The organism is Zoogloea oryzae, from assembly GCF_030161255.1.
GTDB lineage: Bacteria > Pseudomonadota > Gammaproteobacteria > Burkholderiales > Rhodocyclaceae > Zoogloea > Zoogloea oryzae.
In genome coordinates, this window is the sequence record NZ_BSPX01000030.1 from 20,600 (window position 1) to 45,405 (window position 24,806).

A 24,806-nucleotide genomic window follows, 5' to 3' on the forward strand; every position below is an offset into this window, starting at 1 on the left:
ATGTCCTTTGTGGAATGGTTGAAGAGCGCAGGAATGCGGCAGGAATCAGATTAGGGGTTTGCCGTTACGGACGAAAGAGGCTTTGACCACCCGCGCCTTGAGGCGCTTGCCGCGGATGTCCACCTCGACGGCATCGCCGGGTGCCACGCCCAGGGGCAGGCGGGCCATGGCGATGGCCTTTTCGAGGGTCGGCGAGAAGGTGCCGCTGGTGGTCTCGCCTTCGCCCTGGGCGGTGAAGACGGTCTGATGGGCGCGCAGAACGCCCTTGTCTTCAAGCACCAGGCCGAGCACCTGCTTGGTGGCCGGGTTGGCCTGGAGGGCGGCCTTGCCGATGAAGTCGCGGTCGGTATCCTTGAAATCGACCGTCCAGGTGAGGCCGGCGTTGAGCGGCGAGATGGTCTCGTCCATGTCGTTGCCGTAGAGGGCCATGCCGGCTTCGAGGCGCAGGGTATCGCGGGCACCGAGGCCGCAGGGCTTGACGCCGGCGGCGACGAGGGCGTCCCAGGTCGCGGCAGCCTGATCGGCCGGCAGGGTGAGCTCGAAGCCGTCTTCGCCGGTGTAGCCGGTGCGGGCGATGAAGAAGTCGCCGAAGGCGGCGGCCTGGAAGATCTTGAGGCCGGCAGAGGCGGCTTCGGCGCCAGGGATGGCGGCCCACGTCTTGGCGCGGGCGTTGGGGCCCTGGACGGCGATCATCGCCAGATCACGGCGCGGGGTGAGGGTGGCGGCGAGGCCGGTGGCGGCGAGCTGCTGCTGCATCCAGGCCACGTCCTTGTCGGCGGTGCCGGCATTGACGACGATACGGTATTCGGTGTCGGAGAGGTAATAGACGATCAGGTCGTCGATCACGCCGCCTTCCGGGTTGAGCATGCAGCTGTAGAGCGCCTTGCCCGGCTCGGTGAGCTTGGCCACGTCGTTGGCGATGAGGCCGCGCAGGAAGGCCTTGGCGCCAGCGCCGGCGAGATCCAGTGCAAGCATGTGGGAGACGTCGAACATGCCGGCGTCGCGGCGGACGGCGTGGTGTTCCTCGATCTGGGAGCCGTAGTTCACCGGCATGTCCCAGCCGGCGAAATCCACCATGCGGGCGCCTGCGGCGACGTGGGTGGCGTGAAGAGGGGTGCGCTGGGTCATCGTGGATCTCCGGGGGCAATCGTTACAGTGTAGAAAAGCAATGGGGCCGACGCGATTCGGAAATCGCGTCGGCCCCATCTGTCCTTTGTACCTGAGAGATTGCAGCGGCGATTGGTGCCGGCTGCGTGCCCCTTCGGTGGATGCGGCCGGCCGTGGCAGAGCACGGAAAACGGGCGGCATCACTCTCCAGATTGTTGATTCGTCGGCGGTCCTTTTGCCTGAGCGGTTCCGGGGGTTGCGCCTTCGGCGGTTCGCAGCAGCTGCGCGAACACTCTCCCACACGACGGCGCGCACCTTACCACCGGGCATGGCCTACGGCAAGGGTCTGCTAAACTTCGAGGGATGACCCTGATCCGACGCCCTTCCCGCAGCCGCCATCTCGACGTTCGCGGCCTGCGCTACCACCTCCGCGAATGGGGTGAGGAAGGTGCGCCCAAGGTGTTCCTGCTGCACGGCTGGATGGATGTCTCGGCGTCCTTCCAGTTCGTGGTGGATGCGCTGGAAGCCGACTGGCATGTGATCGCCCCCGACTGGCGGGGCTTCGGCCTCAGCCAGTGGAACGGCGGCGATGCCTACTGGTTTCCCGATTACGTGGCCGATCTCGATGCGATCCTGCGCAGCTGTTCGCCCGACGAGCCGGTGCGGCTGGTTGGCCACAGCATGGGCGGCAACGTGGCCTGCCTTTACGCTGGCGTGCGTCCGGCGCGGGTTGCGCGGCTGGTGGCGCTGGACGCCTTCGGGCTCGCCGACAACCCGCCGGAGAACGCCCCGGGCAGGCTCGAGAAGTGGCTCAATGATCTCGAACGCCCGGCGGGCTTCCGGCGCTACCCGGATCGTGCCGCGCTGGCCGCCCGTCTGCAGGCCGACAACCCGCGCCTTTCGGCCGACAAGGCCGCGTTTCTCGCCGAGCACCTGGGCGAGCCGGATGGGGAGGGCGGTATCCGCCTCGCAGGCGATCCGGCCCATCGCCGCGTGAATGCCGTGCTGTACCGGCGCGCCGAGGCCCTTGCCGCGTGGCGACGGGTGACGGCGCCGACCCTGTGGGTCGAGCCGGCCGAGCCCGATCTGCGTCGCCGGCTTGGCGTGACCGACGAAGCCCACGCCGAGGCGCGGGCCGCCTTCCGGGATTTTCGTGAGGTGGACGTGGCCGACAGCGGCCACAACCTGCATCACGACCAGCCGGGCATCACAGCCCGGATCATCGAAGATTTTCTGCTGTCCAAGGGATCATGAACGCCGTCAACGCTGATCTTCACTGCCACTCCACCGCTTCGGACGGCACCCTGGCGCCCGCCGAAGTGGTGCGACGCGCCCACGCCAACGGGGTCGATCTGCTCGCCCTGACCGATCACGACGAACTTCTCGGTCTGCCCGAGGCTGCCGCCACCGCTGCCGAGCTGGGGCTGCGGTTCGTGCCCGGGGTCGAGGTGTCGGTGTCGTGGCTGGACCAGACGGTGCACATCGTCGGCCTGGGCGTCGATCCATCCAACGCGGCGCTCATCGCCGGGCTCGATCAGGTGCGCAGCGGCCGCGATGGCCGGGCGGCAAAGATTGCCGCCGAGCTCGACCGCATCGGCATCCACGGCGCCCTCGAAGGCGCGCTGCGCTACGTGGGCAACCCGGCGCTCATCAGCCGGGCCCACTTCGCGCGTTTTCTGGTTGAAGCCGGCTGCGCGAAGAACGTCCATGACGTGTTCCTCCATTACCTTGCCCGCGGCAAGCCGGGCTACGTGGAGCACGTTTGGGCGACGCTGGAGGATGCCGTCGGCTGGATCAAGGGTGCCGGCGGGTTGGCGGTGATCGCCCACCCGGGCCGCTACCGGCTGTCCCACGTGGAGATGGACATCCTCTTCGACAAGTTTCGCGAGCTCGGCGGCGATGCTGTCGAGGTTGCCTGCGGCGCCCACGACGGCGGGCAGGTGCTCGCCTTTGCGCGGATGGCGCGCAAGTTTGGCCTGATGGCCTCCCGCGCCTCCGATTTCCATGGCCCGGAAGACAGCCCGATCGATCTCGGTCGGGCGCCTCCGCTGCCGCCCGACCTCACGCCCGTGTGGTCGCGTCTGATCTGAAAGTCCCGTTTCTTCATCATGGCCCAGTTCTTCACGCTGCACCCCGAGCAACCCCAGCCCCGCCTCATCAAGCAGGCGGCGGAGATCATGCGCGGCGGCGGTCTCGTCGCCTTTCCCACCGATTCGGCCTACGCCCTCGGCGGCCACACCGGCGACAACGCGCTGCTGGCGCGCATCCGCCGCATCCGCGGGGTGGATGAGCGCCATCACTTCACACTGATCTGCCGCGATCTGTCGGAGATTGCCACCTACGCCCGGGTGGATAACAGCCAGTACCGGCTCCTCAAGGCCACCACGCCGGGGCCGTACACCTTCATCCTCGAAGGCACCAAGGAGCTCCCGCGCCGGCTGCTCCACCCCAAGCGCAAGACCATCGGCCTGCGGGTGCCTGATCATCCCGTGGTGTCGGCGCTCCTCGCCGAACTGGGCGAGCCGCTGCTGAGTTCCACGCTGCTCCTGCCCGACGACGAGCATCCGCTGACCGATCCGGAAGACATCCGCGACCGCCTCGAGAAGGAGGTGGATCTCATCATCGAGGCCGGCCCCTGTCGCGGCGAGGCCACCACGGTCATCGATCTCACCGGCGGAAGCCCGGTGCTGGTGCGCGAAGGACGGGGCAGTCTCGCCCCGTTCGGGTTGTAAGTTGTTGCCGGCCTTGGGGATTCGGCTGGATTCCGCGGGGCCGGCGGGCTGGCTCTGATAGAATCCACGCCCCCGCTCGGACCAAATTCATGCAAGAACTCATCGTCACGCTGACCATCTGGGCGCTGCCCGTGCTGTTCGCCATCACCCTGCACGAGGCGGCGCACGGCTATGCCGCACGGCACTTTGGCGACCGCACCGCCGAGCTCGCCGGCCGGATCAGCCTCAACCCGATCCGCCACATCGACCCGGTGGGCACGATCCTGGTGCCGGGGCTGATCCTCATCACCAGCAGCCTCGTGGGCGCCGGGGCGATGCTGTTCGGCTGGGCCAAGCCGGTGCCGGTCAACTTTGGCCGCCTGAAGAACCCCAAGGCCGACATGCTGTGGGTGGCCGCCGCAGGGCCCTTTGCCAATCTGGTGATGGCCATCGGCTGGGCGCTGCTGTTCCGCGTGGCGGTGGGGATGCCCGACAATGCCTACGCGCTGCCGATGGCCAAGATGGCCGACGCCGGCATGCAGATCAACGCCGTGCTGATGCTCCTCAACCTCGTGCCGCTGCCGCCCCTCGACGGTGGCCGCATCGCGGTGAGCCTGCTCCCGCCGGGCCCGGCCTACAAGTTTGCGCAGATCGAGCCGTATGGTTTTCCGATCCTGCTGTTCCTGCTGCTAACCGGTATCCTTGGCGACATCCTCGGGCCGCTGGTGGCCCTTTTCCGTTTTGCTCTCGCAACCGTTATTGGACTTTGACATCCCATGTTCGCTGAACGCGTCCTCTCCGGCATGCGCCCCACCGGGCGTCTCCACCTCGGCCACTACCACGGCGTCCTGAAAAACTGGGTCAAGCTGCAGTCCGAGTACCCCTGCCTCTTCTTTGCCGCCGACTGGCACGCCCTGACGACCGACTACGACAACCCGAAGGGCATCGAGGGCAGCGTGTGGGAGATGATCGTCGACTGGCTGGCCGCTGGCGTCGACCCGTCCCAGGCGACCATCTTCATCCAGTCCCGCGTGCCGGAGCACGCCGAGCTGCACCTGCTCATGTCGATGATGACGCCCCAGGGCTGGCTCGAACGCGTGCCCACCTACAAGGACCAGCAGGAGAAGCTCTCCCACAAGGATCTGACCACCTACGGCTTCCTCGGTTACCCGCTGCTGATGAGCGCCGACATCCTGATCTACCGTGCCGACAAGGTGCCGGTGGGCGAGGACCAGCTGCCCCACGTCGAATTCACCCGCGAACTCGCTCGCCGCTTCAACCACATGTACGGCCGCGAGCCCGGCTTCGAGGACAAGGCCAAGGAAGCCATCAAGAAGCTCGGCAGCAAGCGCGCCAAGCTGTACGAAGAGTTCCGCACTCGCTTTCAGCAGAACGGCGACGAAGAGGGCCTGGCTCTCGGCAAGGCGCTGCTCGAAGAAGCCCAGAGCCTGTCGCTGGGCGACCGCGAGCGCCTCTACGGCTACCTCGAAGGCAGCGGCAAGATGATCCTCGTCGAGCCGGGCGCGCTGCTCACCGAAGCCTCCCGCATGCCTGGCCTCGATGGCCAGAAGATGTCCAAGTCCTACGGCAACACCATCTTCCTGCGCGAAGAGGCCGACACCCTGGGCAAGAAGATCCGCACCATGCAGACCGATCCGGCCCGCGTGCGGCGCACCGATCCGGGCAATCCGGAAAAGTGCCCGGTGTGGCAGTTCCACGTCATCTACTCCGACGACAAGACCCGCGAGTGGGTGACCCAGGGCTGCACCAGCGCCGGCATCGGCTGCATCGAGTGCAAGCAGCCGGTCATCGACGCCGTGCTGAAGGAGCAGGACCTGATGCGCGAGCGCGCCCAGCCCTATCTCGACGACCCGAGCCTGGTGCGCAGCATCGTGGCCGACGGCTGCGACAAGGCCCGCAAGCTCGCCCAGGAAACCATGCGCGAAGTCCGCGACGCGATGGGCCTGAGCTACAGCTGATGTTTCAGGCCGTGGCCGGACGCGGATTTTTGCCTTGGAGCCCTGCGTCCGGCGTGTTAGCCTGCGCGGCGGTTGACCAGCCATGACGGCGCCGCTCGATCTGGCGCCGCCCGCCGAGCCCATCGAAGCCGTCATCGGCCGGATGTACGGCCAGCCGATCTTCGATTTGCCGAAGGATCTGTACATCCCGCCCGATGCGCTGGAGGTCTTCCTCGACGCCTTCGAAGGCCCGCTCGACCTGCTGCTCTACCTGATCCGCAAGGCCAACATCAACGTCCTCGACATTCCGATGGCACCGCTGACGGTGCAGTATCTGGAATACGTGGAGGCGATGCGCCAGCACAATCTCGAGCTCGCTGCCGACTATCTGCTGATGGCCGCGACGCTGCTGGAGATCAAGTCGCGCATGCTGCTGCCCCGGCCGCCGCGGGCCGAAGAAGCCGAGGAGCTTGATCCCCGCGCCGAGCTGGTGCGTCGTCTGCTCGAATACGAGCAGGTCAAGCTCGCCGCCGCGCGCCTCGATGAACTGCCCCGCGTGGAGCGGGATTTCGAGTGGGTCGGGGTGTTCGTGGCCGAGAAGGTCGTCGAGCGTCTGCCGGCCGTGAGCCTGCACGACCTGCAACTGGCGTGGCTGAAGATCGCCCGCCAGAGCCGCCTCAAGCGGCACCACACGATCCAGCGGGAAGAGCTGTCGGTGCGCGAGCACATGACGCTGATCCTGCGAAAACTGCGGGACGACACCTTTGTGGTGTTCGAATCCCTGTTCGACCCCGACCTGGGCGTACCCAGCCTGGTAGTGAGCTTTCTTGCCACCCTCGAGCTCGTGAAGGAGCGCCTCGTGGTGGTCACTCAGAACGAGGCCTTTGCGCCGATTTATGTGAAACGTGCCGATGGTGCAGCCGGAATCGACTGAAGCCTTCAAGCTGGTGCTGGAAACGGCCCTGCTGGCGGCGCCTGCGCCCTTGTCGGTGAGCGAGCTGCGCCGGCTCTTCGACGAAGAGCCCGGCTCCGATTTCATCCGGCGCCTGCTGGGCGAGCTGGCTGAAGACTGGCAGGGCAGGGGCGTCGAGCTGATCCAGACGGCTGGTGGCTGGCGTTTCCAGACGCGCCCCGAGTACCAGGTCTATCTCGATCGCCTGAAGGAAGAGCGGCCGCCCAAGTATTCCCGGGCGGTGCTCGAGACCCTGGCGATCATTGCCTACCGCCAGCCTGTGACGCGCGGTGACATCGAGGACATCCGTGGCGTGGTGGTCTCGACCAATGTATTGAAGACCCTCGAGTCGCGAGGGTGGGTGGATGTGGTCGGTCATCGGGATACCCCCGGTCGGCCGGGCCTGTATGCCACGACCCGAAAATTCCTGGAGGACCTCGGACTGCGAAGCCTGACCGAGTTGCCTCCGTTGACTGAAATCGAAAGGATCATGGATCTTGTAGAGATTCCTGGTTCTGTTTCGGAAATAACAGAAAAAACAGCAAGTTAGGTTTTATTTTTATCCGCTGTTGGGTCGATTTTTTTACCCGTATACCCGCCGTGTACGCTTTTTCCCCTTGATTCAGCGGGATGTGTTCTCTATCTTTCGGTGGCGAGTCTTCATTCGATCAGGCGGTCGATGGCGGAAGGGCGGTTGAGTTTCGGCTCAATCGCCCTTTCTCTTTTCAGGTTTCCGACTCCGGTTTCCAGCGAGGCGGCACTGTGCCCGGATGGGTGGGCTGTGACGTGCGGGGCGGCGTCCTGGGGCGCTCAACCACCGTCTTCTGCAGCTTGGAGGTAGTCGCGCTTTCAAGGGCTTCATCGCCCGGCGTTCGCACCTGTTGCGATTCCTCGATAAGCTCATTGACGATCTGCTCTGCCATCCAGTGAAGCAATGCTGTACTGGCGCGCTTCAGTTCGTCGGCTCGTTCCTTCGAGAGGCTTAGGGCGGCGTTCTTGTTCTGAGGGTCTGGTTCGTCATCGTTGGTCATGGATCTTCCCTTCAAGTTGCGAGCGGCGGCCTTGTTGGTCTGCGCCTTCGCCGTTCGGTGCGCTCCGGTGAAGGCGCAGCCGGTACGCATCCCAGCTTTCACCGGGACGTGGCGGGGCTTGCGGGTCGATTTGCGGTTGTCGGTTCGTTAGTTGCCGGGTGGCCGGCAGGGCGTTCATCCAGATACCAGGATGGTTCCCGGCGCCCTGCAGGATCGAGCGGAGGAGTCCCGCGTTCAGCGCCTGGGTGCTGCCGGCCCGTTGGCGCAAGCGGCGGGCACGCTCGATGGCGTCATCGAGGCGTTCCGGTGAGTTCGCTAGTTCGGCAAGGTGGTCGATGGCCGAAGCTGCGCTGTCGGGCAGGATGCCGGCCGCGGTGAGTTTATCCACAAGCCAGTCCGGTACACGTTCACAAACATGATTCTTGATGTGTGCCCGGTTCGGCTGTCGGATGGCTGCGAACTGCATGCCCTGTATGGGCCTGTAAGTCGCTCTCCGCTTGGCTTCCGAGCCGCCCTGTTCTGTGGATGAATGCCTGCCCGCACCGTGCCCGGTTTGAATCGGGCGAGCGGAGGCGATGGCGGCCATGGGTAAGCTGAAAGCCAATCGTGTGCCGGCGAGCCGGCGCAGCAAGCCGATTCGCTGTAGGCGGTCGATGGCGCAACGGATGCTCTTCTCGGTGGGTTTCTCGATCTGCAGGCCCGCGCCCCGCGGGGTGTGGGTTTCGCAGTAGGCGGCGAGCATGGCAAGGCTGACGGGGCGCTGCCGCCCGGTGATTCCGGTCCGGTAGTCCATCCACCACCGCAGCAGCACGTAGGCCTGGAAGGCGAGGGGGCCGGCACCGATCAGGCTTTCCAACTCGGTGCGCTTGAACGTAATGAGCTGTTCCCCTGAAGTCATGATGCACCCCCGCGGGGGCTCCGCGCTTTGGTAAGGGCGGCGGCAAGGGCGTCGATTGCCCGGCCACAGGCCGCCACGCGTTCCAGGTTGTCTTCGGCGAGTATCCCAACCGTCAGGAAGCCGGCATCGATGAAGTCGAAGACTGCTGCAGCGGCAGCATGCAGTTCAGGTGCGGCTGCGATCAGCGCTTCGTTTCCGTCCGCCTCGGTGCAGTCTCCCCACGAGAAGACCTCGCAGATGGTGACTCTGTTCTCTCCCGTTCCTGCTGCAATGGCTCGGTGCCCGGCGCGGCGCCAGGGTCCAAGGGTGAATTGGCATGCGTTCATAACCGCGCCCCTTGCGATGCGTTGGCGCCTTCGTCGATCCGTTTCTGAAAGATCTTCTGCAGGTTTCTGGCGCCGCGAAGGACTCCCGTTAGGTCGGCGCCCTGCTTTCCGAGAATGCCCTGTTCGGTCTCTCCGTTCGGCCTCACGATAATCCACGCGAAGGTGCTAATCCGGCCGCCGCGGGCGATATCGGAGATGGTTTCGATGTCGTCGGCGAGTTGGAGGTTTCGGGCACGTAGGGCAGCCGCTTCCGTGTTGTCGACCACGAGTTGAAGAAATCGGCGGGGCGCGCGTGCGTTCATGCTTGCGCCCTCCCGGCCAGGGTGAGTCGGAAGGCGAACAAGGGGCCGACAACGCAACGCAGGGCGCGGTAGAGGCGGAAGCGGAAAACGATGGAAGGGCTGTGGGCCGGCATAAGTATGGTGACCGCCCTCCACGGGGAGGACGACAGGACCATCGACGGTGACCATGATCGCGGGCCACAGCAGGCGGCGGCTGGCGAGCTTGACCGGGCGGACGCCGTAGAAGCTGGCGGTGTCGCACAGGCGTTGCCGTACGGTGTTGGGCTTGACGTGGTTCAGCGCGGCGAATTCGGCGGTGCTGAGCGTGGCCGGAGTGTCGGTCGGGGCCGAGGTGTGGGCGTGCGTGCCCGAGGCGGATTGGCGCATGGTGGTGCTCCTGAGCTTGTGGTCTGTTCTCCGCTGCTCCCGTTCCAATGGGGGCGGCGGAACCGTGCGGGGTTGGAACTACCGGGCTCAGGGTCCGGCCAGCCTTGCGGCTGCCCCACACGGCCCGCCATTGAACAGGCGTCACCATGCAATCGACGTAAAAAAACCGCTTGCGCGGCCTTTCTAGGCCTGAGCTTTCCGGGGTTCCAATCCCGGCTTCCTCTGTTTCGGAAGCTGCGGCTGATGATGCGCTTCGATTTTGCGGGCGTCAAGGCCCGGAATGCATCAGTCCTGTTCGTCGGGGCAAGCGCGGGCGCGAGCCCTGGCGTGCCAGGTGAGCAATTCGGGAATGGTGAGCGCGCGCAGTTCGGCCATGGGCCAATGAAACACGGTGGCGATGTCGGCCATGGCCTCCTCAACGGCCGGCGGTAGCCTCAGCGAGTCATCGGACATGGTCTGCTGGGCTTCCTGTAGTCCGTCGATGAGCAGGTTGGCAACGCGCGCCCCGAGGGCGATCAATGCGGCGGGCGGCGCGTGCTCGGCCTCGCTGCGCCGGATTCGTGGGGTGGTGATCTTGGGGAGAACCTGGATCAAGGCCCCCATTTCGATGTCGAGCAGATCCTTGATTGAGACGCCCAGCAGATCGCCGGCCCGAGGTTGGCGGATGTGGATGTGGCGCATGGAGCTGGCGGTCAGTTGGTGTACGTGTCGGCAAAGATCGACCGACGTTGGGCGGCGCGCTGGCGGTCCCGCTCATCGAGAGCTCGGTTCACTGCCTGGCCGATGTCCTGCGGCGACTGGTTTGGATGTGGCGTAATGGTGATCTGGGCGGCGTTGGTGTAGTTGAAGCTGCCTGCACCTGAGGTGCGGATCGGGGGAAGGGCGCTGACCAGCGCCGACCCAGGGGCAGCGATGACACCAGTCCCGCCCACGGGAGCACCGGTTTGCCAGAAGGTGAATCCGAAGGCCTGCTTGAGGGTGGCGATCTTGTCCGCAATGGCCTTGACCTTCTCCGCGATCCAGTTGCTGAGGGATTCCCACCACTCGGCCAGCTTCGGGCCGATCTTGTCCCAGTTGGAGTAGATGAGAGCCGCGGCGCCGGCCAGGGTGGCGATGACGGCGCCGACGGGGTGGGCGCGGATGACGTTGAGCAGCACCAGGAAGGCATCCTTGACGAACGGGAGTACCGTCTTGCCGAGGTTGGTCAGGTCGGGGAGGTACTTTCCCACGCCGAGGATTTCGAATCCCGTCTTCAGCACGGAAAGGGGGCCGCTGATCCCCCATGCCGCAAGGGCAATCCCGCCGATCCCGCCGGCGACGGCCGTGAAGAGGGCCGCGCCCGACACCAGTACCTTGGAGAGCGTCGGGTGTTCGTCGATGAAGTTGTTGAGGCCGCCGACCATCTTCCCGACCAGATCGATGATGCGTTCGACCGCAGGGGAGAGAATGCCGCCGACCTTCGTCGAAAATTCGTTGATCGCTCCGCCAAGCGTATCCCATCGATTCTGCAGGGTTCCATTGGCCTCGCTCACCCGGTCGATGAGAGACGCCTGCTTGTCCATCTTCTCGATGGCGTCCTGAAAGCCCTGCATGCCGGACTTCAGGAAGATAGCGGCCGGACGCCCCCCTTCGGTGTCGAAGAGCTTCTTGAGGATGCGTTCCTGCTGCTGGGGGTTGAACTGCTTGAGCTTCTCCAGCTCTTGAACCATCTTGCCGAAACCCGCGAACTGCCCCGCGGCGTCGAAGAAGTCGAACTTCACGCCCTTGGATGCGAGCAGGTCTTTCACATAGCGGCCTTCGGAACCCCGAGCATCGTCCAGTTTGTTGACGTTCGCCATCGACTTGAGCATGTGGGCGAAGTTGGTGCCGAACGAGGATCCCTCAAGGCCTACCCCGGCGGCGATGCCCTGGAGAGCGAGGTACTCCTTCATCTTCTGCAGGTCGCCGACCAATCCCTTGATGTTGATGTCGGTTCCCGAGTAGGACATGGCTTCGTAGATCTGATCCGGCTTGAGTCCGAACCCGAAGCGGGCGCGCTGCATGAGGTCTGCGCCGGCCGGCAGGTCGCGGTCCTGCAGCCCGTGAACCTCACGTGCCTTGGCGATGAACTCAGCAGCGCGATCCTTCTCGAGCTTGAGCAGCACGGCAAGATAGCTCGTGGCTTCAAGGCCGCCATCGACGATAGTCTTGAAGTTCACGCCCTGTTCGACGAGCGCCTTGCCAGCGAGCATGAAATCCTGTCCTGTTCCGGGCAGTCGGGCGCCCAAGTCGCGGGCTTTGGCCGCGATGCGCTCAAACTCGGCCGGGACGATCTTGCCGCTCTCCATCATGGCGATCTTCAGATCAGTGGTGGCGGTCTGCAGGTCGGCGAAGTCCTTTACCGTCTTCAGCATCGGCAAACCCACGGCCGCCGCGGTGCCGGCTGCTGCGGTTCCGGCCGTCAGCAGATGGCCGCGCATCTCCTGTGTCGCGTCGTAGCGTTGCTTGATGTCCTTCCAGCGTTGAAGCTGGCCGGCTTGCCGCTCCAATTGCGCTCTGGCGCCCGAGATTTCTCGCGCAAGGTTGGCATGCCGACGTGCCAGCTCATCGACGGGCACGCCGGCTTTCCGCATGTCTTCGTTGGCTTGGCGCTGGGCGTCGGTGGCCCGCTCGTGCGCCCGCTCCAGCTTCTGCACTTCGGACCGTGCTTGTCGGTAGCTGTCCGTGAGGTTCTTCGACGGGTTGTCGGCGGCGATGATCTCTGCCCGCAGTTCGCGAACCCGTTGCCTGGCCGTGTTGAGCGCTGCCCCGGTCTCGTTCAGCCTCGAGGTGACTTCCTTGAACGATTCGAGCTGCTTGCCCTGGGTTTCCAGTTCCTTGAGGCGCGCCTTCGTTTCCTTGATCGACTTCCCCAAGGCCGTGCTGCCTTTCAGGATGTCGCGCAGCGGGCCGGTGGCACGGTTGATGGCTTCCAGTTCGATCCGAAGGCGAAGGGCGTCCATGGTGTCTCTCTCGTTATGGCGCCGGCAGGCGCTACCTGCCGGCGGGCTGGTTTCAGTTCAGACCGAGGGCTTCGGCGTGGGCCTGGTCTGCTTGCGGGAGCAGGAACGCGGCCACCCGGATGCCGATCTTCGCGAGATCCGACACTTCCAGCTGTTCCGCTTCATGGTCGAGCAGTGATGGCGTGGTGATGCGGGGGATGACCTTCAGCAGGGCTGAGGTTTCCATGTTGAACAGATCGGAGATCGAGACCCCGCGCAGTTCGCCTGCGCGCGGCTTGCGCAGGGTGACCGCCTTGATCTCGGTTTCGCCGCGTTTCACGGGTTGATCGAGGTGCACGGTGTGCAGTTCGGATGCCTGGTCGGCTTTCGTCGTCGAAGTCATTGCAGTTCCTTGGGTTGGTTGGATTGCTTGCCGGGTTCCGGGTGCGCCAGGCGGCGCCCCTGCGGCCCCGGCGGGCCTAATCTGCGTTGTGGCTCGCGCCACCGTAAGGGCCGCCACGCCCCGCCGCGCGCGGTCGAGACCCCGCCCCGCCTGCTCGCTTCATTGATGGCGTTCTGTGCGGTTGCGCGAGGTCCTGGGAGCCTTGTGGCGGCGTGGTAGGTGTGGGCATGGTGAGCCGGTGCGAATCGTTGCGGATTTGTGCACTGAGGCTGTGCACGCTCACGTCGCCGATTCTTCGGGGCCGGTCGACAGGGCATGGGCACCGTCCTTCGCCTTGGCGGCGAACCGTTTTCCTTTGTGCATCGCACGCATCTGCGGGTTCTGTTCGGACTCGGGCAGCATCGAGGGCGCAAACACCTTGGTCGTTTCGGCGATGCTCTCGAAAATGCACAGGCATCGCGTGTTCGTGCACTGCATGTAGAGCTGTCGTGTGGATGGCGAGATGTCCTGGCTGTTGCGGACACGCGCCGGACCGTTGCAGGCAGGGCAGCGCAGGCGTAGGGACGGTTGTTGTTCGCAGTCGATGCTCATGGCTCCGGCCCTCAGATGCCCATCAGCTGCCGGTTCTTCTCGATCTCCGCCACGCGCTTCTGCATGGCCTCCGCGGTGGTGCGGGGCGTGCCGATGGGCGTGATGGAGAGCGCGCCGAAGTCGGCGAACCGCTTGACGATGTCCTCGATGTCGCCCTCGGCTGCAGCCAGCACGGCGAGCGGGTCGACTCGCAGGCCTTGGGCGTAATTGCCATCCATCAACGCGCTCGTGCGGGTGCGGTAGTTCTCGGCCTTCAGCATGGTGGGGTTGCGCGTATCGCCACCAGACTGACGGCGCCGCTCGGGGGTGTCGGGGTCGAAGAAGGCGCCGGCAACGGCGGCTTGCACGAACATGAACTCGATGCACTGCTGCAGCTGGCCGACCAGATGCTGATAGATGACTTCGAGCTCGGCGAACTCATCCAGCGCGGCAGTGCGTGCAAGATCTCGGCCGCGCTGCATGGCCTCTTGGTGCTCCGCGGTGATGGCCTTCAGCTCGCCTTCCAGCTCAACCAGCACCGCCCGCAGATCGTCGGTGCTGCAGGGGAATTCCTCGTCCGCGTCTTCGAGTTCGGACAGGCGCCCGGAAATGGCCTTCATCCGCTGCGGGTCGGGCTGCTCGCCCTTCACCAGCGCCTGCTTTATCTCCGCGAGGCGCAGCTGCTGCACGACGGCCTGGGCTTCGATCTTGCCCTCGGCCGCGGCAAGCTGCGCCCGCACGCGGGCGATGACCTTTTCCTGTTTCGCGTATGCCTTGCCCAGCGCCTGGATGCGTTGCCCGTTCGTGTGGAGGTCCGCGTAATTGGCGGCGCTGTCGCGCTCGAGCATGGCCTGGAACAAGGCCTTCAGATCGGTGGCCCCGTAGCACATGGGCTTGGTGGATTCGTTCATGATGCTTCCTTTCGGGTTCAGACGAACTGGATGTTTTCGACGAACGCGCACTGGCCCATGTCTTCGATGACATAGGCTTCGTTCACAGATTGGTAATCTTCGATGCGATCACGGGCGGGGTTGTCGACGATGCGACGCCGGCGGGTGCCGTTCTGCCAGTAGATCGACAGGTTCTTGAGTGGCGTGATGAGCAGCGAATTGGGCGGGAAATACGGCACTTGAATGACGGGGAGCCCCCCGGCCTTGCCTGACCGGATGATCACGTCGGCGGCCATCAACTCGGATGGCGGATTCACCGTCTGCACCAGGGGGAAAAGCCGGTCGGCGTTCAGATCGCGGCTCATGACGGCGACGAAACCGAGCGCCTCGAATGCGTTCCGGTGCCAGGGGTCGATGATGTTGTTGAGGAGATCAAAAACCAGTGCATCGAGGTCGACGTAGTCGCCCGTCAGTCCGATTCGGACTTTTCCCGTTCCATGGATGGCCTCGCTCATGACACGCCCGGGAGCGGCAAGCCGAAGTTTCTGGATCCAGCCGATGTTCACGTCCTGCAGCCGGGGATTGACGGTGCGGTTGGTGGTATCCGCGGCGCTGGTCCCGTTCCAGCCGATCATGATCCGATTACGCGCGATCTGCCCCAAGATGGCATCACGGATGAGTTGCTGAAAATTCGGAGACTTGGCCCACTGATCCAAGTGTTGGTAGGTGATATGGGTGTCGAAGTCCGTCTTCCGGCAAACGTAGCCAGACGAATCCAAAACGGTCGGATCGACAGGCTCCCGCATACCTGTGGTGCGGTACGCGATGGGCTGGTTGACGCCAATCCCGATCTTTTCTCCCGCCTGCTCATCGACGCGAACGATGTTGATGAGGCTCAGGAAATGCGAGCTTTCTTGCGTCTTCAGTTCGATGTTTTGCGCGACGGTCGGATTAACCGTGAACGCGCGTTCGGAGCCCGAGGCGCCGTTGATCTTCTTCACCTCGGCGATGTAGGCGTCGAGTTGCTGGATAGCTTCGGGTTTTAATGCGTAAGTCATTATTGAATTTCCTTCTCGTGGAATTCAGAGGCAGTCGATTTCCGTGGAGCCGCTTTGCTCGCGATCGTGCTGGGCGACGAAGGCGCCGTCGCCGGCCTGCTTGAGCTGTTCTCGCAGATCCCTTACTCGCTTCTCGGCGACGAAGAGCTCGACGCGCATGGCCTGCACGTCGGCGTTGGCGGGGGTGGTGGGGTCAAACATGGTTGAAGTCCTCGGGTGGGTAGTGGTCGGGGGGCGGAAACCAGTCGGTCGAAGGGGTGACCGGGCTGGCGGAGAAGAGTGAAAGGCCGGCGGCGGGCGCCGGCCAGGTGTCGGCGAAGCCATCCAGGGCGGCGCTTGGCACGCCGGCACAGGCGCCGGAGGGTTGAGGCGTACAGTTATTGACACGGGTCCAAGGCGCGGCGGCCCGGGCGGGCCTTGCTTTGTCCGTGCTGGTTGCGCGGCGAATCTCCCACTTGAATCGGCGGCTCTCGAAAGCGCGATCCTTGGCCGTATCGAGTACGCCGTACACGCCGGCGGGGCGGGTTTCACCGTAGCGGGTGAGGGGGGCGGGCTCCGGTGCCTGCGCAATCGGGCACCAGCGTTCGCCGGGGCGGGTCTTCGTCAGTGAAACGGCTAGATCCTTGCGGGCCACGGCCGGCCCGCCCTGGCACTTCACGTAGCCTGCCCAGTCGCCCGCGTCGGCGGCCTGGCGGGCGGTCTCGATCAGGGGGGTATGCTCGGGCGCGGCTTCCATGCGGCGCAGCTCGCGCCACACGCCCACCGGGGCGCCCCCAATCTGCTGAAACTGCCGGATGCCCCACGTGGACGCCCACGCATTCACCCGCGCAGCGCCCTCGATAGCATCGTCGCCAAACAGATCCTGCTGCACCTTGTAACCGTCAATGTTCTTGGCGATGTACTTCAGGATGTAGCCTGTTGCCGAATGGGTCGCGTCCATCTTGATCGGCACGAACTTCACCCGGTTCTTCACGGCGCCGGGCTCGTCCGGGCTGTGCTGGGTCAGGAAGTAGCGGGTGACGGCCTCCCGCACCGGCTTGACGGCGGCCGCCGGCATGAACAGCAGCAGATGCCAGTGGGGCGCGCCGTCCTGGTGGGGCTCGGCGATCCGGAAGCCATACAGGCGGATGCCCCGGCGCTGCAGGTAAGCGCGGGTCTTCGCCCACGCCTTGCATAGGTGCTGCTGTGCTTCCCGCGGCGTGGTGCCGTCGAAGGAAGGGTTGTCCCGAACCCGGACCGGCTTCCCCTTGCGGTACACCGCGCGCTTGGCGTGCATGGCAGAGGGGCAGGTTACGGTGATGAAGAAGGCCGTGTGCTCCAGGCCCCGGGCGATCTCCTCAAAGCCCCGGGCGCGGGCGAGTAGCTCGCCGCGGCGAATGGCGGGGTTTGCGGTGCTCTTCTCGGCCAGCTCGGCAAGTGTCGCCGCGTAGTCGTGCTGGTTGACCGCTTCCAGCCCCTCCAGATACGCCGCGTTGCGGCGCTTCTGCCGCTCCCACCGCCGCACGTTGGCGTTGGTGACGTACTTCTGTTTCTTGGCATGCACAATCCCGAAAAGCTCGATCGCGCAGGCCTCCTTGGTGCGCTGGTGCAGCCGGCCCACCTGGCGGCGCCACCACTTGCGGCAGACCATGCGGGCGACGGCTCCCTGCACCTCTTCGACGGTGCCGTCCTTCACGGCGGGCGGCTCGATGAAGTTGTCGGTGCAGAAGGCGCACAGGGCCAGATAGGTGCCGATCAGGGAAGCACCGTTCGAGGCGTTCGCGGCCCTCTTGGGGCTCTGACGCTCAAACGCTTGGCGTGCGAGGCGATCGGCCTTGGCCTGCACGTCGTCGTCGGTGGCAGGCAGGGGCACCGGCAGGGGCAAGGTGCGCAGGCGCTCGCCGATCTCCCGAAGCCAGGTGTTGGCCGCGGTTTCACCCTTGGCGGTACGCCGGAACTCATATTCGATAGCCACTTCCGGGCGCCATTCGGAAGGGATGGGTGCCAAGCAGTAGGCGACGAACTCTTCATCCGCCCGGCGCGTGCCGGCGCGGCCGGCGGTGGGCCGCCACGGGGGCTGGGTGCGGAGGCGCGAAGGGCGGGCTCGGCGGCACGTCATTGCCCGGCCTCCTCGCCTTCCGGCTCAGCGCAGAAGGCGCCCAGCCACTCCTGCATCTCCCTGGCGCGCAGCATGATCACCTGGCGCAGGGCGGCGGGAATCTTCAGCCACGGCAGCGCCGCCACGTCCTCGGGGATGGGCACCCGGGCAATCGTCGCCAGCATGCGCCTATCCCGCAGCGTGCCCTTGTCCCACGCCCGGCCGAAGGCAGAGGCGGGCACGTCGGCCAGCCCGGCAGCCTTCCGGGCGAGCGGAAGCCAGCGGGCGGCGATGGCGCGGAAGGGGGACACGGCGCTGGCCTCGATCAGGCGTCGAGGGTCACACGGATGGCGGGCCAGAGAAGCCGGCGGTTGGCCAGCTTCTGCGGACGAATGCCGTAGTAGCTGCCGGTATCGCTCACGCGCTGGCGAACAGAGCGCGGCTGAATGCCATGCAGCTTGGCGAATTCAGCGGTAGAGAGTGTGCAGGGGGCGGAAGGGGTTGAGGCGGACCCGGAGGCTTTTTGCATTTTGGCACCCACGTACATTCAAGTAGTGGGGGCACTCTGCGCTAGACGTAGGTCCGTCTAGCAATACGTCTACTTCGATATTTTATAAGTGCTTGTTTTTAATTCTGGTTGGCGTTAGACGCAGACGTACGTCTAGTTCAAGTAGACGTACGTCTACGTGCTCCGTCTTACTGTTTATCGCGCCTTTTCCTCGCCTTTGTCACAATCTGCTTGAGGGTCGATATGGATACTTTTTCCTCTTCGGCTACCTCTTTTAGGTACGCCTTGACTCCGGCGGCTTTCTTCTCTTCGACCCTCTTCCTCAGTCGTTCCCCTCGCTCCTCTGGTGACTCTTCAGGCTTGAGCGTGCGCGCAGGGCCGGTTTCTTTTCGATCAATCTCCGCCTGCTCGCCGGCCAGCTCTTCCGGCTTGGCTTTGGTCGGGGCCCGCGGAATCGATGTAATTCCCTCCTGCGCCAGTTGCACAAGGGGTAGAGCGTCAATGGCGATACCCATTTTCTCGAGCCAAGCCCTTACCTCATCTGTTCGAACCATCAGCCGGTCATGAGGCATCATTTTCGGCAGTGACAAGAGGGTGTCGTTCTCCAGGCACCACGCGCGATCACTTATGGGAATCCCGCTGCCCTGTTCGCGGGCAACAAGGCTTCCGTCTAAGAGGGCAGCCTTGATTGCCCGAATGAAAGCCCTTCCAGACTCGTAAGAGGCCAGATCCTTGCGTGACTCCAAGGGCTCTGCCCGACGTGCGGCAAACGCTGCTCCCCAGACTAACTCCGCGATGGGGATAAGTCGGCAACCGCCCGCTTCGAGTTGCTTGATGCGGGCTTCAAATTCGCTTTCGAGATCTCTGATTTCTTGGGCGCCCTCTGCCTTGATCTGATCGATCTTAGCTTTTGCCTCTGGTGGCAGTCCCGCGTATATCTTTGAAAATATCTGATCGACTTCCGTTTGTTTCTCTGGAGTGAGTTTCACCATGGTCCGCCCCTTCGTGGCGTTCCTTCATCGCGATGCCGCGCCAGGCCGGTGAAGGTGTCCGACTTTTCGCCCGGCCAAAGGCTAGGCGCGGCATGATCGTTCGGCCTGTGCCCTAGCCGCATGTTTGTACCCCGGCCCTACGCGGACCGTCATGCACTGAGGGCTTCGATCACGGCTCTGGGGTTGTGGTCGATGACATTCAGCAGCACGAGGGCGGGGCCGTGCGGGGCGCGGTCGCCCCGTTCCCAGTGGCGAAGGGTTGCGGTGGAGAAGCCGAAGCGGGCGGCGAATTGCTCCTGGGTCATGCCCACCTTTGCGCGAAGTGCCTTCACGTCCACCGGCTTGGGGCGATGGATGCGGGTTTCGGGGGCGCGGCCTTCGGCGTGCTCAATGGCCTCCAGCAGCCCGCGCTTGATGCTCTCAAAAGCGGTGCTCATAGTCGTTTTCCTTTCCATGCCTTCACGAGCAAGGCGGTCAGGTCTGCCAGCTCGTTGCGTTCAGCCTTGCTCAGGTTGGCGCGGTCGCCCTTGGCGAACAGCGTCAGCAGATACAGGGGCATGGCCTCATCGTGAAAGTAGTAGATGACGCGCACCCCGCCGCTCTTGCCTTGCCCGCCTCGCCCCCAGCGCAGTTTGCGCACGCCCCCCGTGCCTTCCATGAGGTCGCCGGCTTTGGGGTTCTCTGCCAGGTAGCGGATAACGTCCTGCCGCTCAGCAGCGCTGAGTAGCTTGTCGGCGGTGCGCATGTACTCGGAGAGTTCGGCAACGGTGAGCATCGTTTAGAGTGTAATCCATTGGGACGGTTCAGGCCACCGCCCGGGGGGCTGGCGCTTGCGAGCCTGCCGATTGTTCAAGCCTGGCCTGTTCCAGCATCCACGCCTCGATCTTGCTGTGCCACATGCGCAGCAGGTCGAGCGGCCGAACCCGGTAATGCTTCTCGGCGGTGGCGCTGGGCTTGTGCCCCATGATCTGCGCTACCACGCCGGCCGGGGTTTCGGTCCATTCGGCCAGGGAGCCAAAGCTGCGGCGCAGGCCGTGCAGCGTGAGGTGTTCGATCCCCGCACGGCGGCAGGCCTGCTTGTGTTGGTTGCTCGGGTCCTGCAGCCAGCCGGTTGCAGATTGCGAGCTGCTGAACACCCAGGGGGAGGGCTTCCACGGAGCCGCGGCGGCGGCCTCTTCCTGGTGACCCTTTTTCAGTCGGGTGGGCTGCCGGGGCGGTGTCTCGTTCCTGGCCTTCAGGTTGCGCAGCAGGGCAGCGAAGTAGGGCGTGAGGGGTATCGTCCTATCCCCTTCAACCTTGTCGCGCAGGGTCAGGCTGTTCCACTGGAAGTCCACGTCATCCCACTTCAGGATGCACAGTTCCCCGGGGCGGGCACCGGTCAGCAGGACGCCCTGCAGGTAGGCCGACACCACGGGGCTGTGCAGGCGCTGCACCTCCTGAAACCACGCTGCGAGTTGCTCCCGTAGTAGCGCGTCCTTCCTGGCCTTCTTCTTCGGCAGCTCTTGCTGCACAGCCTTGGTGGTGCAGGCGGTGGGGTCGACCTGGTCGCGGTATTCGTCCGTCTCGGCGCACCAGTTGAGAAACGCGCGCAGGATGCTGTAGGCCAGCCGGGCGCGGGTGGGGCGCACAGCGGCCTCTGCCTTAAGCCAGGTCTCGATGGTGGGCGCCCGGAGTTGGCTTAGGGGCTGCTCCAGCAAGGTGCGAAGAATGCCGGGCTGTGTGAGGCCCTTCCGGCCGCGGGGGCGGGGCTCGCCGCCGGGCTTGGCTGCGTCCTCATGGCAGGCAATGTGCGCTTCTCCCCAATGGTGGCGGCGCGCATGGATATAATGCGCCCACGCTTCGAGTGCGGGCGCCTGTGTCAGGCGGTCCCGTTCGAGCTGTGCGACGGCCTCGGCGGTCTGCTTTCGCTTCTCCTGACGGGGGTCTTTCCCCTGATCCACTACCACCTGAAGTTGTCGTGCGGCTTCTCGCGCCTGGTCAATGTCCAGCGTGTGCCAGTCGCCGATGGTGATACGCACCGTCCGGCCGTCCTTCAGTTTGGACTGGAAGATGTAGGATTTGGAACCGGCCGTTGCGCGGATGCCAAGCCCCGGTGCGATCAGGTCTCGGAGGAAGGCTTGAGCCTTGTCCGGCGGGCAGGTGAAGCGACGGATGCGATCCAGCGTGAGCCGCACTCGCGAAGGCTGTGCCCGGTTGTCAGTTGATGATTCGTTGATGGCGGTCACCGTTTGGGCCCTGGAATTTCGTCGGTGTACGCGCCGTGTACGCGCGTTTCGATTGCTTCAATGTACCATTCTGGATGTTAAGCGGGCGCCGATTTATAAGTAACACCATGATTTTTTGTGATTGTTCCGCTTTAGGCGGCTTGTATGTACCTCGATGTACTTCACAAAAAATCGACTTCTTGAGGATCATGGATCTTGTCGACCTCCCAAAAACCGAAGAACAAGCCGTTCAGGGCTAAGACCGGCAAGCCCGGCGGTCCTGCCCGCCCCGGCGGCAATGGCCCGCGCCCCCAGGGCGCCGCAGCAGGTCAGCCCCAGGGCGGACGCCGTGGCCGCGGTCGACCCGAGGGCGACGGCAGTCGCGTACCCCGCGCCGAGCGTGACGACGGCTTCCGTCAGCCGAAGAGCAACGCCTCGGCGATCGGCCTGTCCGATCTGGGCGTTGGCCGCGGCAACTGGCGTGCCAAGCGTCAGGGCAACGTGGGCTTCGGCGGTGGCGACGACAGCTATCCGCTGGTCAGCAACGAACTGCCGCCGGCAGCCGAGGGCGAGCGCCGCAAGAAGCCCCAGGACACCACCTACACCGAGCCCCAGCGCCTGCACAAGGTGCTCGCTGCGGCCGGCATCGGCTCCCGTCGGGAGATCGAGGAGTGGATCGTCGCCGGTCGCATCTCGGTCAATGGCGAACCCGCCGATGTGGGCCAGAAGGTCGGCCCCGGCGATCGGGTGCGGGTCAATGGCAAGCTGATGCCGCTGCGCTTCGCGCCGCGCATCCCGCGCGTCGTGCTGTATCACAAGCCGGAAGGCGAGATCGTCTCCCGTGACGACCCCGAAGGCCGTCCGACTGTCTTCGATCGCCTGCCCAACCTGCGCAAGGGGCGCTGGATCGCGGTGGGGCGGCTCGACTTCAATACGTCCGGCCTGCTGCTGTTCGTCAATGACGGCGACCTCGCCAACAAGCTGATGCACCCCCGCTACGAGCTTGACCGGGAATACGCCGTGCGGCTGCTGGGCGAGCTCGACGATGTCCAGAAGCAGGCGCTGCTGGCCGGCATCGAGCTCGAAGACGGCCCCGCCAAGTTCAACACCCTGCTCGACGCGGGCGGCGAAGGCGCCAATCACTGGTACCGGGTCACCCTGTCGGAAGGCCGCAACCGCGAAGTCCGCCGGATGTTCGAGGCGATGGGCCTCACCGTGAGCCGCCTGATGCGCGTGCGCTACGGGCCGGTGGTGCTGCCGTCGCGCCTCAAGCGCGGAATGTGGGAAGACATGGCGGTCGAGGATGTATGCGCCCTCGCTGGCCTTCCCAAGCCTGTCGGGCAACCCGGAAAAGCCCGCAAACCGGCCCGCCCGGCGCGTCGCCCGGGCTAGTGCACGACTTGTTTTGAGGGTGGAAATTGCGCCCGCCTCGGCGGGCTGCTATACTTAGCACGTTTTATCGGTTCGAAGGAACCGAATCGGCTCGAAAGAGCCGACATCCGGTCGAATTAACAGGGATGGGCGTTTCGCCCATTTTTTATTTGTGGTTTAGGAAGTGTGGGCATGGAGCTGCTGAAACTGATCGAGCAGACCGCTGAAGGTCTTGGCTATGAGCTGGTCGATTTTGAGACCTCTCCCCGTGGCCGGCTGATGCGGGTGTTCATCGACTCGCCGAACGGCATCACGGTGGATGATTGCGCCACCGTGAGCAATCAGCTGACCCGGATCTTCGAAGTCGAGAACGTCGAATACGACCGCCTTGAGGTGTCGTCGCCCGGTCTGGATCGGGCCCTCAAGAAGCCGGCCGATTTCGAGCGCTTCGCCGGTCAGGAGGTGCAGGTCCGTCTCGCCATGCCCATTTCCAATCAGCGTAATTTTGCCGGGGTGCTGCAGGGCCTGAAAGATGGCGTCGTCACCCTGGAAACGGAAAAGGGATCGATGGCGATCCCGTTTGAAGATATCGAAAAGGCCCGCCTGGTGCCCAGGTTTTAAGGAATTTGGAGGTTTGCAGGTATGAGCCGCGAAATTTTGCTGTTGGTTGATGCACTTGCCCGTGAGAAGAACGTCTCCAAGGAGATCGTCTTCTCGGCGCTCGAGTCCGCTCTCGCCCAGGCAACCAAGAAGCGCATCAACGACGACGCCGATGTGCGCGTCTCCATCGATCGGGAAACCGGCGATTACGAATCCTTCCGTCGCTGGCAGGTGCTGCCCGACGAGGACGTGGAGAACGACGAAGCCCAGATGGGCCTGATCGACGCTCGCGAAGAATACCCGGAGATCCAGGTGGGCGACTACGTCGAGGAAGGCCTCGAGCCCATCGACTTCGGCCGCATTGGTGCCCAGGCTGCCAAGCAGGTCATCCTCCAGAAGGTCCGCGACGCCGAGCGCGAGCAGATCCTCAATGACTTCCTGGAGCGCAAGGAGTTCATCATCTCCGGCTCCATCAAGCGCATGGAGCGTGGCAACGCGATCATCGAAGTGGGTCGCCTCGAAGCCGTGCTGCCTCGCGATCAGATGATCCCGAAGGAAAACCTGCGCGTGGGCGACCGCGTCAAGGCCTACCTGCTGCGCATCGATCGCGGCGCCCGCGGCCCGCAGCTGATCCTCTCGCGCACCGCGCCGGAATTCGTCATTCGTCTGTTCGAACTGGAAGTCCCCGAGATCGACGATGGTCTGCTGGAGATCAAGGCCTGCGCCCGCGATCCCGGCCTGCGCGCCAAGATCGGCGTGAAGTCCAACGACCCGCGCATCGACCCGATCGGCACCTGCGTCGGCCTCCGTGGCTCCCGCGTCACCGCGGTGCGCAACGAGATCGGCGGAGAGAACATCGACATCGTGCTGTGGTCGCCGGAGCCCGCCCAGTTCGTGATCGGCGCGCTGCAGCCGGCCGAAGTGTCTTCCATCGTCGTGGACGAGGAAGCCCACGCCATGGATGTGGTGGTGGACGAAAACAACCTGGCAATCGCGATCGGCCGTAACGGCCAGAACGTGAAGCTCGCCTCCGAACTCACCGGCTGGACCATCAACCTGATGACCGAAGCCGAGTCGGAGCGCAAATCCCAGGCAGAGCACAATACGGTACGCGAACTGTTCATCTCCAGGCTGGACGTGGACGAGGAAGTGGCGGACATCCTGATCGACGAGGGTTTCTCGTCTCTCGAGGAGATCGCCTATGTGCCGCTGGCTGAAATGCTGGAAATCGAATCCTTCGACGAAGAAACGGTGAACGAGCTGCGCAATCGCGCCCGCAACGTGCTCCTCACCGAAGCCATCGTCACCGAAGAGCAGCTGGAAACCGTCTCCGAGGACCTTCTGGACCTCGAGGGCATGGACAAGCCCCTGGCCGCCAAACTGGCCCAGGGTGGCGTTCATACCCGCGACGAACTGGCCGATCTGGCGGTGGACGAACTGATGGAAATGTCGGGGCTGGACGAAGAGCGGGCCAAGAATCTGATCACCAAGGCGCGCGCGCACTGGTTCGAGTAATACCCGG

Annotated in this window: 29 protein-coding genes and 1 riboswitch; of the genes, 10 read left to right on the top strand and 19 right to left on the bottom strand. The window is 64.5% G+C overall.

Annotation, left to right across the window (positions count from 1 at the left end; genetic code table 11):
* Positions 1–45: 45 nt before the first annotated feature.
* Positions 46–1,128, bottom strand: coding sequence for a glycine cleavage system aminomethyltransferase GcvT (gcvT, locus tag QQK25_RS11255; protein ID WP_284188011.1), 1,083 nt, complete (start codon positions 1,126–1,128; stop codon positions 46–48).
* Positions 1,129–1,325: 197 nt separating this feature from the next.
* A riboswitch (glycine riboswitch) is annotated at positions 1,326–1,417 on the bottom strand.
* Between the two features lie 53 nt (positions 1,418–1,470).
* On the opposite strand from gcvT, the gene QQK25_RS11260 reads away from it, so the two are divergent.
* From QQK25_RS11260 to scpB, 7 genes are all read left to right on the top strand, one after another.
* Entirely contained in the window at positions 1,471–2,361 is an 891-nt protein-coding gene (locus tag QQK25_RS11260; protein ID WP_284188012.1) for an alpha/beta fold hydrolase, read from the top strand.
* The gene (locus QQK25_RS11265) at positions 2,358–3,197 is read left to right on the top strand and encodes a 3',5'-nucleoside bisphosphate phosphatase (RefSeq protein WP_284188013.1); all 840 of its coding nucleotides are present in this window, start codon (positions 2,358–2,360) and stop codon (positions 3,195–3,197) included. The genes QQK25_RS11260 and QQK25_RS11265 overlap by 4 nt, the downstream gene beginning before the upstream one ends.
* An 18-nt stretch (positions 3,198–3,215) precedes the next feature.
* Positions 3,216–3,839, top strand: coding sequence for an L-threonylcarbamoyladenylate synthase (locus QQK25_RS11270; RefSeq protein ID WP_153160274.1), 624 nt, complete (start codon positions 3,216–3,218; stop codon positions 3,837–3,839).
* Between the two features lie 89 nt (positions 3,840–3,928).
* Positions 3,929–4,588, top strand: a complete 660-nt coding sequence (locus tag QQK25_RS11275; RefSeq protein WP_284188014.1) for a site-2 protease family protein — start codon at positions 3,929–3,931, stop codon at positions 4,586–4,588.
* Positions 4,589–4,594: 6 nt separating this feature from the next.
* On the top strand, positions 4,595–5,797 hold the full coding sequence (locus tag QQK25_RS11280; protein WP_284188015.1) for a tryptophan--tRNA ligase: 1,203 nt from the start codon (positions 4,595–4,597) through the stop codon (positions 5,795–5,797).
* A gap of 82 nt (positions 5,798–5,879) precedes the next feature.
* Complete coding sequence (locus QQK25_RS11285; RefSeq protein WP_284188016.1) at positions 5,880–6,710, top strand: segregation and condensation protein A; 831 nt, start codon at positions 5,880–5,882, stop codon at positions 6,708–6,710.
* Positions 6,688–7,278 (top strand): SMC-Scp complex subunit ScpB, encoded by a 591-nt coding sequence (scpB, locus tag QQK25_RS11290; protein ID WP_284188017.1) that lies wholly within the window; start codon positions 6,688–6,690, stop codon positions 7,276–7,278. The genes QQK25_RS11285 and scpB overlap by 23 nt, the downstream gene beginning before the upstream one ends.
* A gap of 175 nt (positions 7,279–7,453) precedes the next feature.
* Here the strand turns inward: scpB and QQK25_RS11295 are convergent, their stop codons facing one another.
* From QQK25_RS11295 to QQK25_RS11380, 18 genes are all read right to left on the bottom strand, one after another.
* Positions 7,454–7,759, bottom strand: a complete 306-nt coding sequence (locus QQK25_RS11295) for a hypothetical protein (protein WP_284188018.1) — start codon at positions 7,757–7,759, stop codon at positions 7,454–7,456.
* Positions 7,746–8,657 carry a hypothetical protein gene (locus QQK25_RS11300; protein ID WP_284188019.1) on the bottom strand — a complete coding sequence of 304 codons (912 nt, stop codon included), beginning with the start codon at positions 8,655–8,657 and terminating at the stop codon, positions 7,746–7,748. The genes QQK25_RS11295 and QQK25_RS11300 overlap by 14 nt, the downstream gene beginning before the upstream one ends.
* Entirely contained in the window at positions 8,654–8,983 is a 330-nt protein-coding gene (locus QQK25_RS11305) for an XkdD/Y8K6 family phage-associated protein (RefSeq protein ID WP_284188020.1), read from the bottom strand. Before QQK25_RS11305 ends, QQK25_RS11300 begins: the two co-directional genes overlap by 4 nt.
* Positions 8,980–9,651, bottom strand: coding sequence for a hypothetical protein (locus QQK25_RS11310; RefSeq protein ID WP_284188021.1), 672 nt, complete (start codon positions 9,649–9,651; stop codon positions 8,980–8,982). The genes QQK25_RS11305 and QQK25_RS11310 overlap by 4 nt, the downstream gene beginning before the upstream one ends.
* A 285-nt stretch (positions 9,652–9,936) precedes the next feature.
* Positions 9,937–10,332, bottom strand: coding sequence for a GpE family phage tail protein (locus QQK25_RS11315; RefSeq protein WP_284188022.1), 396 nt, complete (start codon positions 10,330–10,332; stop codon positions 9,937–9,939).
* Between the two features lie 11 nt (positions 10,333–10,343).
* Positions 10,344–12,632: a phage tail tape measure protein gene (locus tag QQK25_RS11320; protein ID WP_284188023.1), complete on the bottom strand. Its 2,289-nt coding sequence runs from the start codon at positions 12,630–12,632 to the stop codon at positions 10,344–10,346.
* A 52-nt stretch (positions 12,633–12,684) separates the two neighbouring features.
* On the bottom strand, positions 12,685–13,014 hold the full coding sequence (locus QQK25_RS11325; RefSeq protein WP_284188024.1) for a phage tail assembly protein: 330 nt from the start codon (positions 13,012–13,014) through the stop codon (positions 12,685–12,687).
* Between the two features lie 279 nt (positions 13,015–13,293).
* A complete protein-coding gene (locus tag QQK25_RS11330) occupies positions 13,294–13,605 on the bottom strand; it encodes an ogr/Delta-like zinc finger family protein (protein WP_284188025.1) in 312 nt (103 codons plus the stop codon).
* An 11-nt stretch (positions 13,606–13,616) separates the two neighbouring features.
* Positions 13,617–14,495, bottom strand: a complete 879-nt coding sequence (locus tag QQK25_RS11335; RefSeq protein ID WP_284188026.1) for a hypothetical protein — start codon at positions 14,493–14,495, stop codon at positions 13,617–13,619.
* A gap of 17 nt (positions 14,496–14,512) precedes the next feature.
* Positions 14,513–15,532 carry a phage major capsid protein, P2 family gene (locus QQK25_RS11340; RefSeq protein WP_284188027.1) on the bottom strand — a complete coding sequence of 340 codons (1,020 nt, stop codon included), beginning with the start codon at positions 15,530–15,532 and terminating at the stop codon, positions 14,513–14,515.
* Between the two features lie 24 nt (positions 15,533–15,556).
* Positions 15,557–15,733: a hypothetical protein gene (locus QQK25_RS11345; RefSeq protein WP_284188028.1), complete on the bottom strand. Its 177-nt coding sequence runs from the start codon at positions 15,731–15,733 to the stop codon at positions 15,557–15,559.
* A complete protein-coding gene (locus QQK25_RS11350; protein WP_284188029.1) occupies positions 15,726–17,630 on the bottom strand; it encodes a replication endonuclease in 1,905 nt (634 codons plus the stop codon). Before QQK25_RS11350 ends, QQK25_RS11345 begins: the two co-directional genes overlap by 8 nt.
* Positions 17,627–17,920 carry a hypothetical protein gene (locus QQK25_RS11355; protein WP_284188030.1) on the bottom strand — a complete coding sequence of 98 codons (294 nt, stop codon included), beginning with the start codon at positions 17,918–17,920 and terminating at the stop codon, positions 17,627–17,629. Before QQK25_RS11355 ends, QQK25_RS11350 begins: the two co-directional genes overlap by 4 nt.
* Positions 17,921–17,934: 14 nt before the next feature.
* Positions 17,935–18,138 carry a hypothetical protein gene (locus QQK25_RS11360; protein WP_284188031.1) on the bottom strand — a complete coding sequence of 68 codons (204 nt, stop codon included), beginning with the start codon at positions 18,136–18,138 and terminating at the stop codon, positions 17,935–17,937.
* Between the two features lie 167 nt (positions 18,139–18,305).
* The gene (locus tag QQK25_RS11365; RefSeq protein ID WP_284188032.1) at positions 18,306–19,109 is read right to left on the bottom strand and encodes a hypothetical protein; all 804 of its coding nucleotides are present in this window, start codon (positions 19,107–19,109) and stop codon (positions 18,306–18,308) included.
* A gap of 149 nt (positions 19,110–19,258) precedes the next feature.
* Positions 19,259–19,546 (bottom strand): helix-turn-helix domain-containing protein, encoded by a 288-nt coding sequence (locus QQK25_RS11370; RefSeq protein ID WP_284188033.1) that lies wholly within the window; start codon positions 19,544–19,546, stop codon positions 19,259–19,261.
* Positions 19,543–19,884, bottom strand: a complete 342-nt coding sequence (locus tag QQK25_RS11375) for a type II toxin-antitoxin system RelE/ParE family toxin (RefSeq protein WP_284188034.1) — start codon at positions 19,882–19,884, stop codon at positions 19,543–19,545. Before QQK25_RS11375 ends, QQK25_RS11370 begins: the two co-directional genes overlap by 4 nt.
* 28 nt (positions 19,885–19,912) lie before the next feature.
* Positions 19,913–21,334 (bottom strand): tyrosine-type recombinase/integrase, encoded by a 1,422-nt coding sequence (locus QQK25_RS11380; RefSeq protein WP_284188035.1) that lies wholly within the window; start codon positions 21,332–21,334, stop codon positions 19,913–19,915.
* 195 nt (positions 21,335–21,529) lie between these two features.
* Between QQK25_RS11380 and rluB the strand changes: the two genes are divergently transcribed.
* The 3 genes from rluB to nusA all read left to right on the top strand — a co-directional run bounded on the left by rluB (position 21,530) and on the right by nusA (position 24,799).
* Positions 21,530–22,705 carry a 23S rRNA pseudouridine(2605) synthase RluB gene (gene rluB / locus QQK25_RS11385; protein ID WP_284188036.1) on the top strand — a complete coding sequence of 392 codons (1,176 nt, stop codon included), beginning with the start codon at positions 21,530–21,532 and terminating at the stop codon, positions 22,703–22,705.
* A gap of 171 nt (positions 22,706–22,876) precedes the next feature.
* Positions 22,877–23,305 carry a ribosome maturation factor RimP gene (gene rimP / locus QQK25_RS11390; protein WP_284188037.1) on the top strand — a complete coding sequence of 143 codons (429 nt, stop codon included), beginning with the start codon at positions 22,877–22,879 and terminating at the stop codon, positions 23,303–23,305.
* 21 nt (positions 23,306–23,326) lie between these two features.
* Positions 23,327–24,799, top strand: coding sequence for a transcription termination factor NusA (nusA, locus tag QQK25_RS11395; RefSeq protein ID WP_284188038.1), 1,473 nt, complete (start codon positions 23,327–23,329; stop codon positions 24,797–24,799).
* Positions 24,800–24,806 lie beyond the last annotated feature (7 nt).

Bases quoted from the DNA above. Each gene is read 5' to 3' on its own strand.
- gcvT (WP_284188011.1), bottom strand. From the start codon at position 1,128: ATGACCCAGCGCACCCCTCTTCACGCCACCCACGTCGCCGCAGGCGCC.
- QQK25_RS11260 (WP_284188012.1), top strand. From the start codon at position 1,471: ATGACCCTGATCCGACGCCCTTCCCGCAGCCGCCATCTCGACGTTCGC.
- QQK25_RS11265 (WP_284188013.1), top strand. From the start codon at position 2,358: ATGAACGCCGTCAACGCTGATCTTCACTGCCACTCCACCGCTTCGGAC.
- QQK25_RS11270 (WP_153160274.1), top strand. From the start codon at position 3,216: ATGGCCCAGTTCTTCACGCTGCACCCCGAGCAACCCCAGCCCCGCCTC.
- QQK25_RS11275 (WP_284188014.1), top strand. From the start codon at position 3,929: ATGCAAGAACTCATCGTCACGCTGACCATCTGGGCGCTGCCCGTGCTG.
- QQK25_RS11280 (WP_284188015.1), top strand. From the start codon at position 4,595: ATGTTCGCTGAACGCGTCCTCTCCGGCATGCGCCCCACCGGGCGTCTC.
- QQK25_RS11285 (WP_284188016.1), top strand. From the start codon at position 5,880: ATGACGGCGCCGCTCGATCTGGCGCCGCCCGCCGAGCCCATCGAAGCC.
- scpB (WP_284188017.1), top strand. From the start codon at position 6,688: ATGGTGCAGCCGGAATCGACTGAAGCCTTCAAGCTGGTGCTGGAAACG.
- QQK25_RS11295 (WP_284188018.1), bottom strand. From the start codon at position 7,759: ATGACCAACGATGACGAACCAGACCCTCAGAACAAGAACGCCGCCCTA.
- QQK25_RS11300 (WP_284188019.1), bottom strand. From the start codon at position 8,657: ATGACTTCAGGGGAACAGCTCATTACGTTCAAGCGCACCGAGTTGGAA.
- QQK25_RS11305 (WP_284188020.1), bottom strand. From the start codon at position 8,983: ATGAACGCATGCCAATTCACCCTTGGACCCTGGCGCCGCGCCGGGCAC.
- QQK25_RS11310 (WP_284188021.1), bottom strand. From the start codon at position 9,651: ATGCGCCAATCCGCCTCGGGCACGCACGCCCACACCTCGGCCCCGACC.
- QQK25_RS11315 (WP_284188022.1), bottom strand. From the start codon at position 10,332: ATGCGCCACATCCACATCCGCCAACCTCGGGCCGGCGATCTGCTGGGC.
- QQK25_RS11320 (WP_284188023.1), bottom strand. From the start codon at position 12,632: ATGGACGCCCTTCGCCTTCGGATCGAACTGGAAGCCATCAACCGTGCC.
- QQK25_RS11325 (WP_284188024.1), bottom strand. From the start codon at position 13,014: ATGACTTCGACGACGAAAGCCGACCAGGCATCCGAACTGCACACCGTG.
- QQK25_RS11330 (WP_284188025.1), bottom strand. From the start codon at position 13,605: ATGAGCATCGACTGCGAACAACAACCGTCCCTACGCCTGCGCTGCCCT.
- QQK25_RS11335 (WP_284188026.1), bottom strand. From the start codon at position 14,495: ATGAACGAATCCACCAAGCCCATGTGCTACGGGGCCACCGATCTGAAG.
- QQK25_RS11340 (WP_284188027.1), bottom strand. From the start codon at position 15,532: ATGACTTACGCATTAAAACCCGAAGCTATCCAGCAACTCGACGCCTAC.
- QQK25_RS11345 (WP_284188028.1), bottom strand. From the start codon at position 15,733: ATGTTTGACCCCACCACCCCCGCCAACGCCGACGTGCAGGCCATGCGC.
- QQK25_RS11350 (WP_284188029.1), bottom strand. From the start codon at position 17,630: ATGACGTGCCGCCGAGCCCGCCCTTCGCGCCTCCGCACCCAGCCCCCG.
- QQK25_RS11360 (WP_284188031.1), bottom strand. From the start codon at position 18,138: ATGCAAAAAGCCTCCGGGTCCGCCTCAACCCCTTCCGCCCCCTGCACA.
- QQK25_RS11365 (WP_284188032.1), bottom strand. From the start codon at position 19,109: ATGGTGAAACTCACTCCAGAGAAACAAACGGAAGTCGATCAGATATTT.
- QQK25_RS11370 (WP_284188033.1), bottom strand. From the start codon at position 19,546: ATGAGCACCGCTTTTGAGAGCATCAAGCGCGGGCTGCTGGAGGCCATT.
- QQK25_RS11375 (WP_284188034.1), bottom strand. From the start codon at position 19,884: ATGCTCACCGTTGCCGAACTCTCCGAGTACATGCGCACCGCCGACAAG.
- rimP (WP_284188037.1), top strand. From the start codon at position 22,877: ATGGAGCTGCTGAAACTGATCGAGCAGACCGCTGAAGGTCTTGGCTAT.
- nusA (WP_284188038.1), top strand. From the start codon at position 23,327: ATGAGCCGCGAAATTTTGCTGTTGGTTGATGCACTTGCCCGTGAGAAG.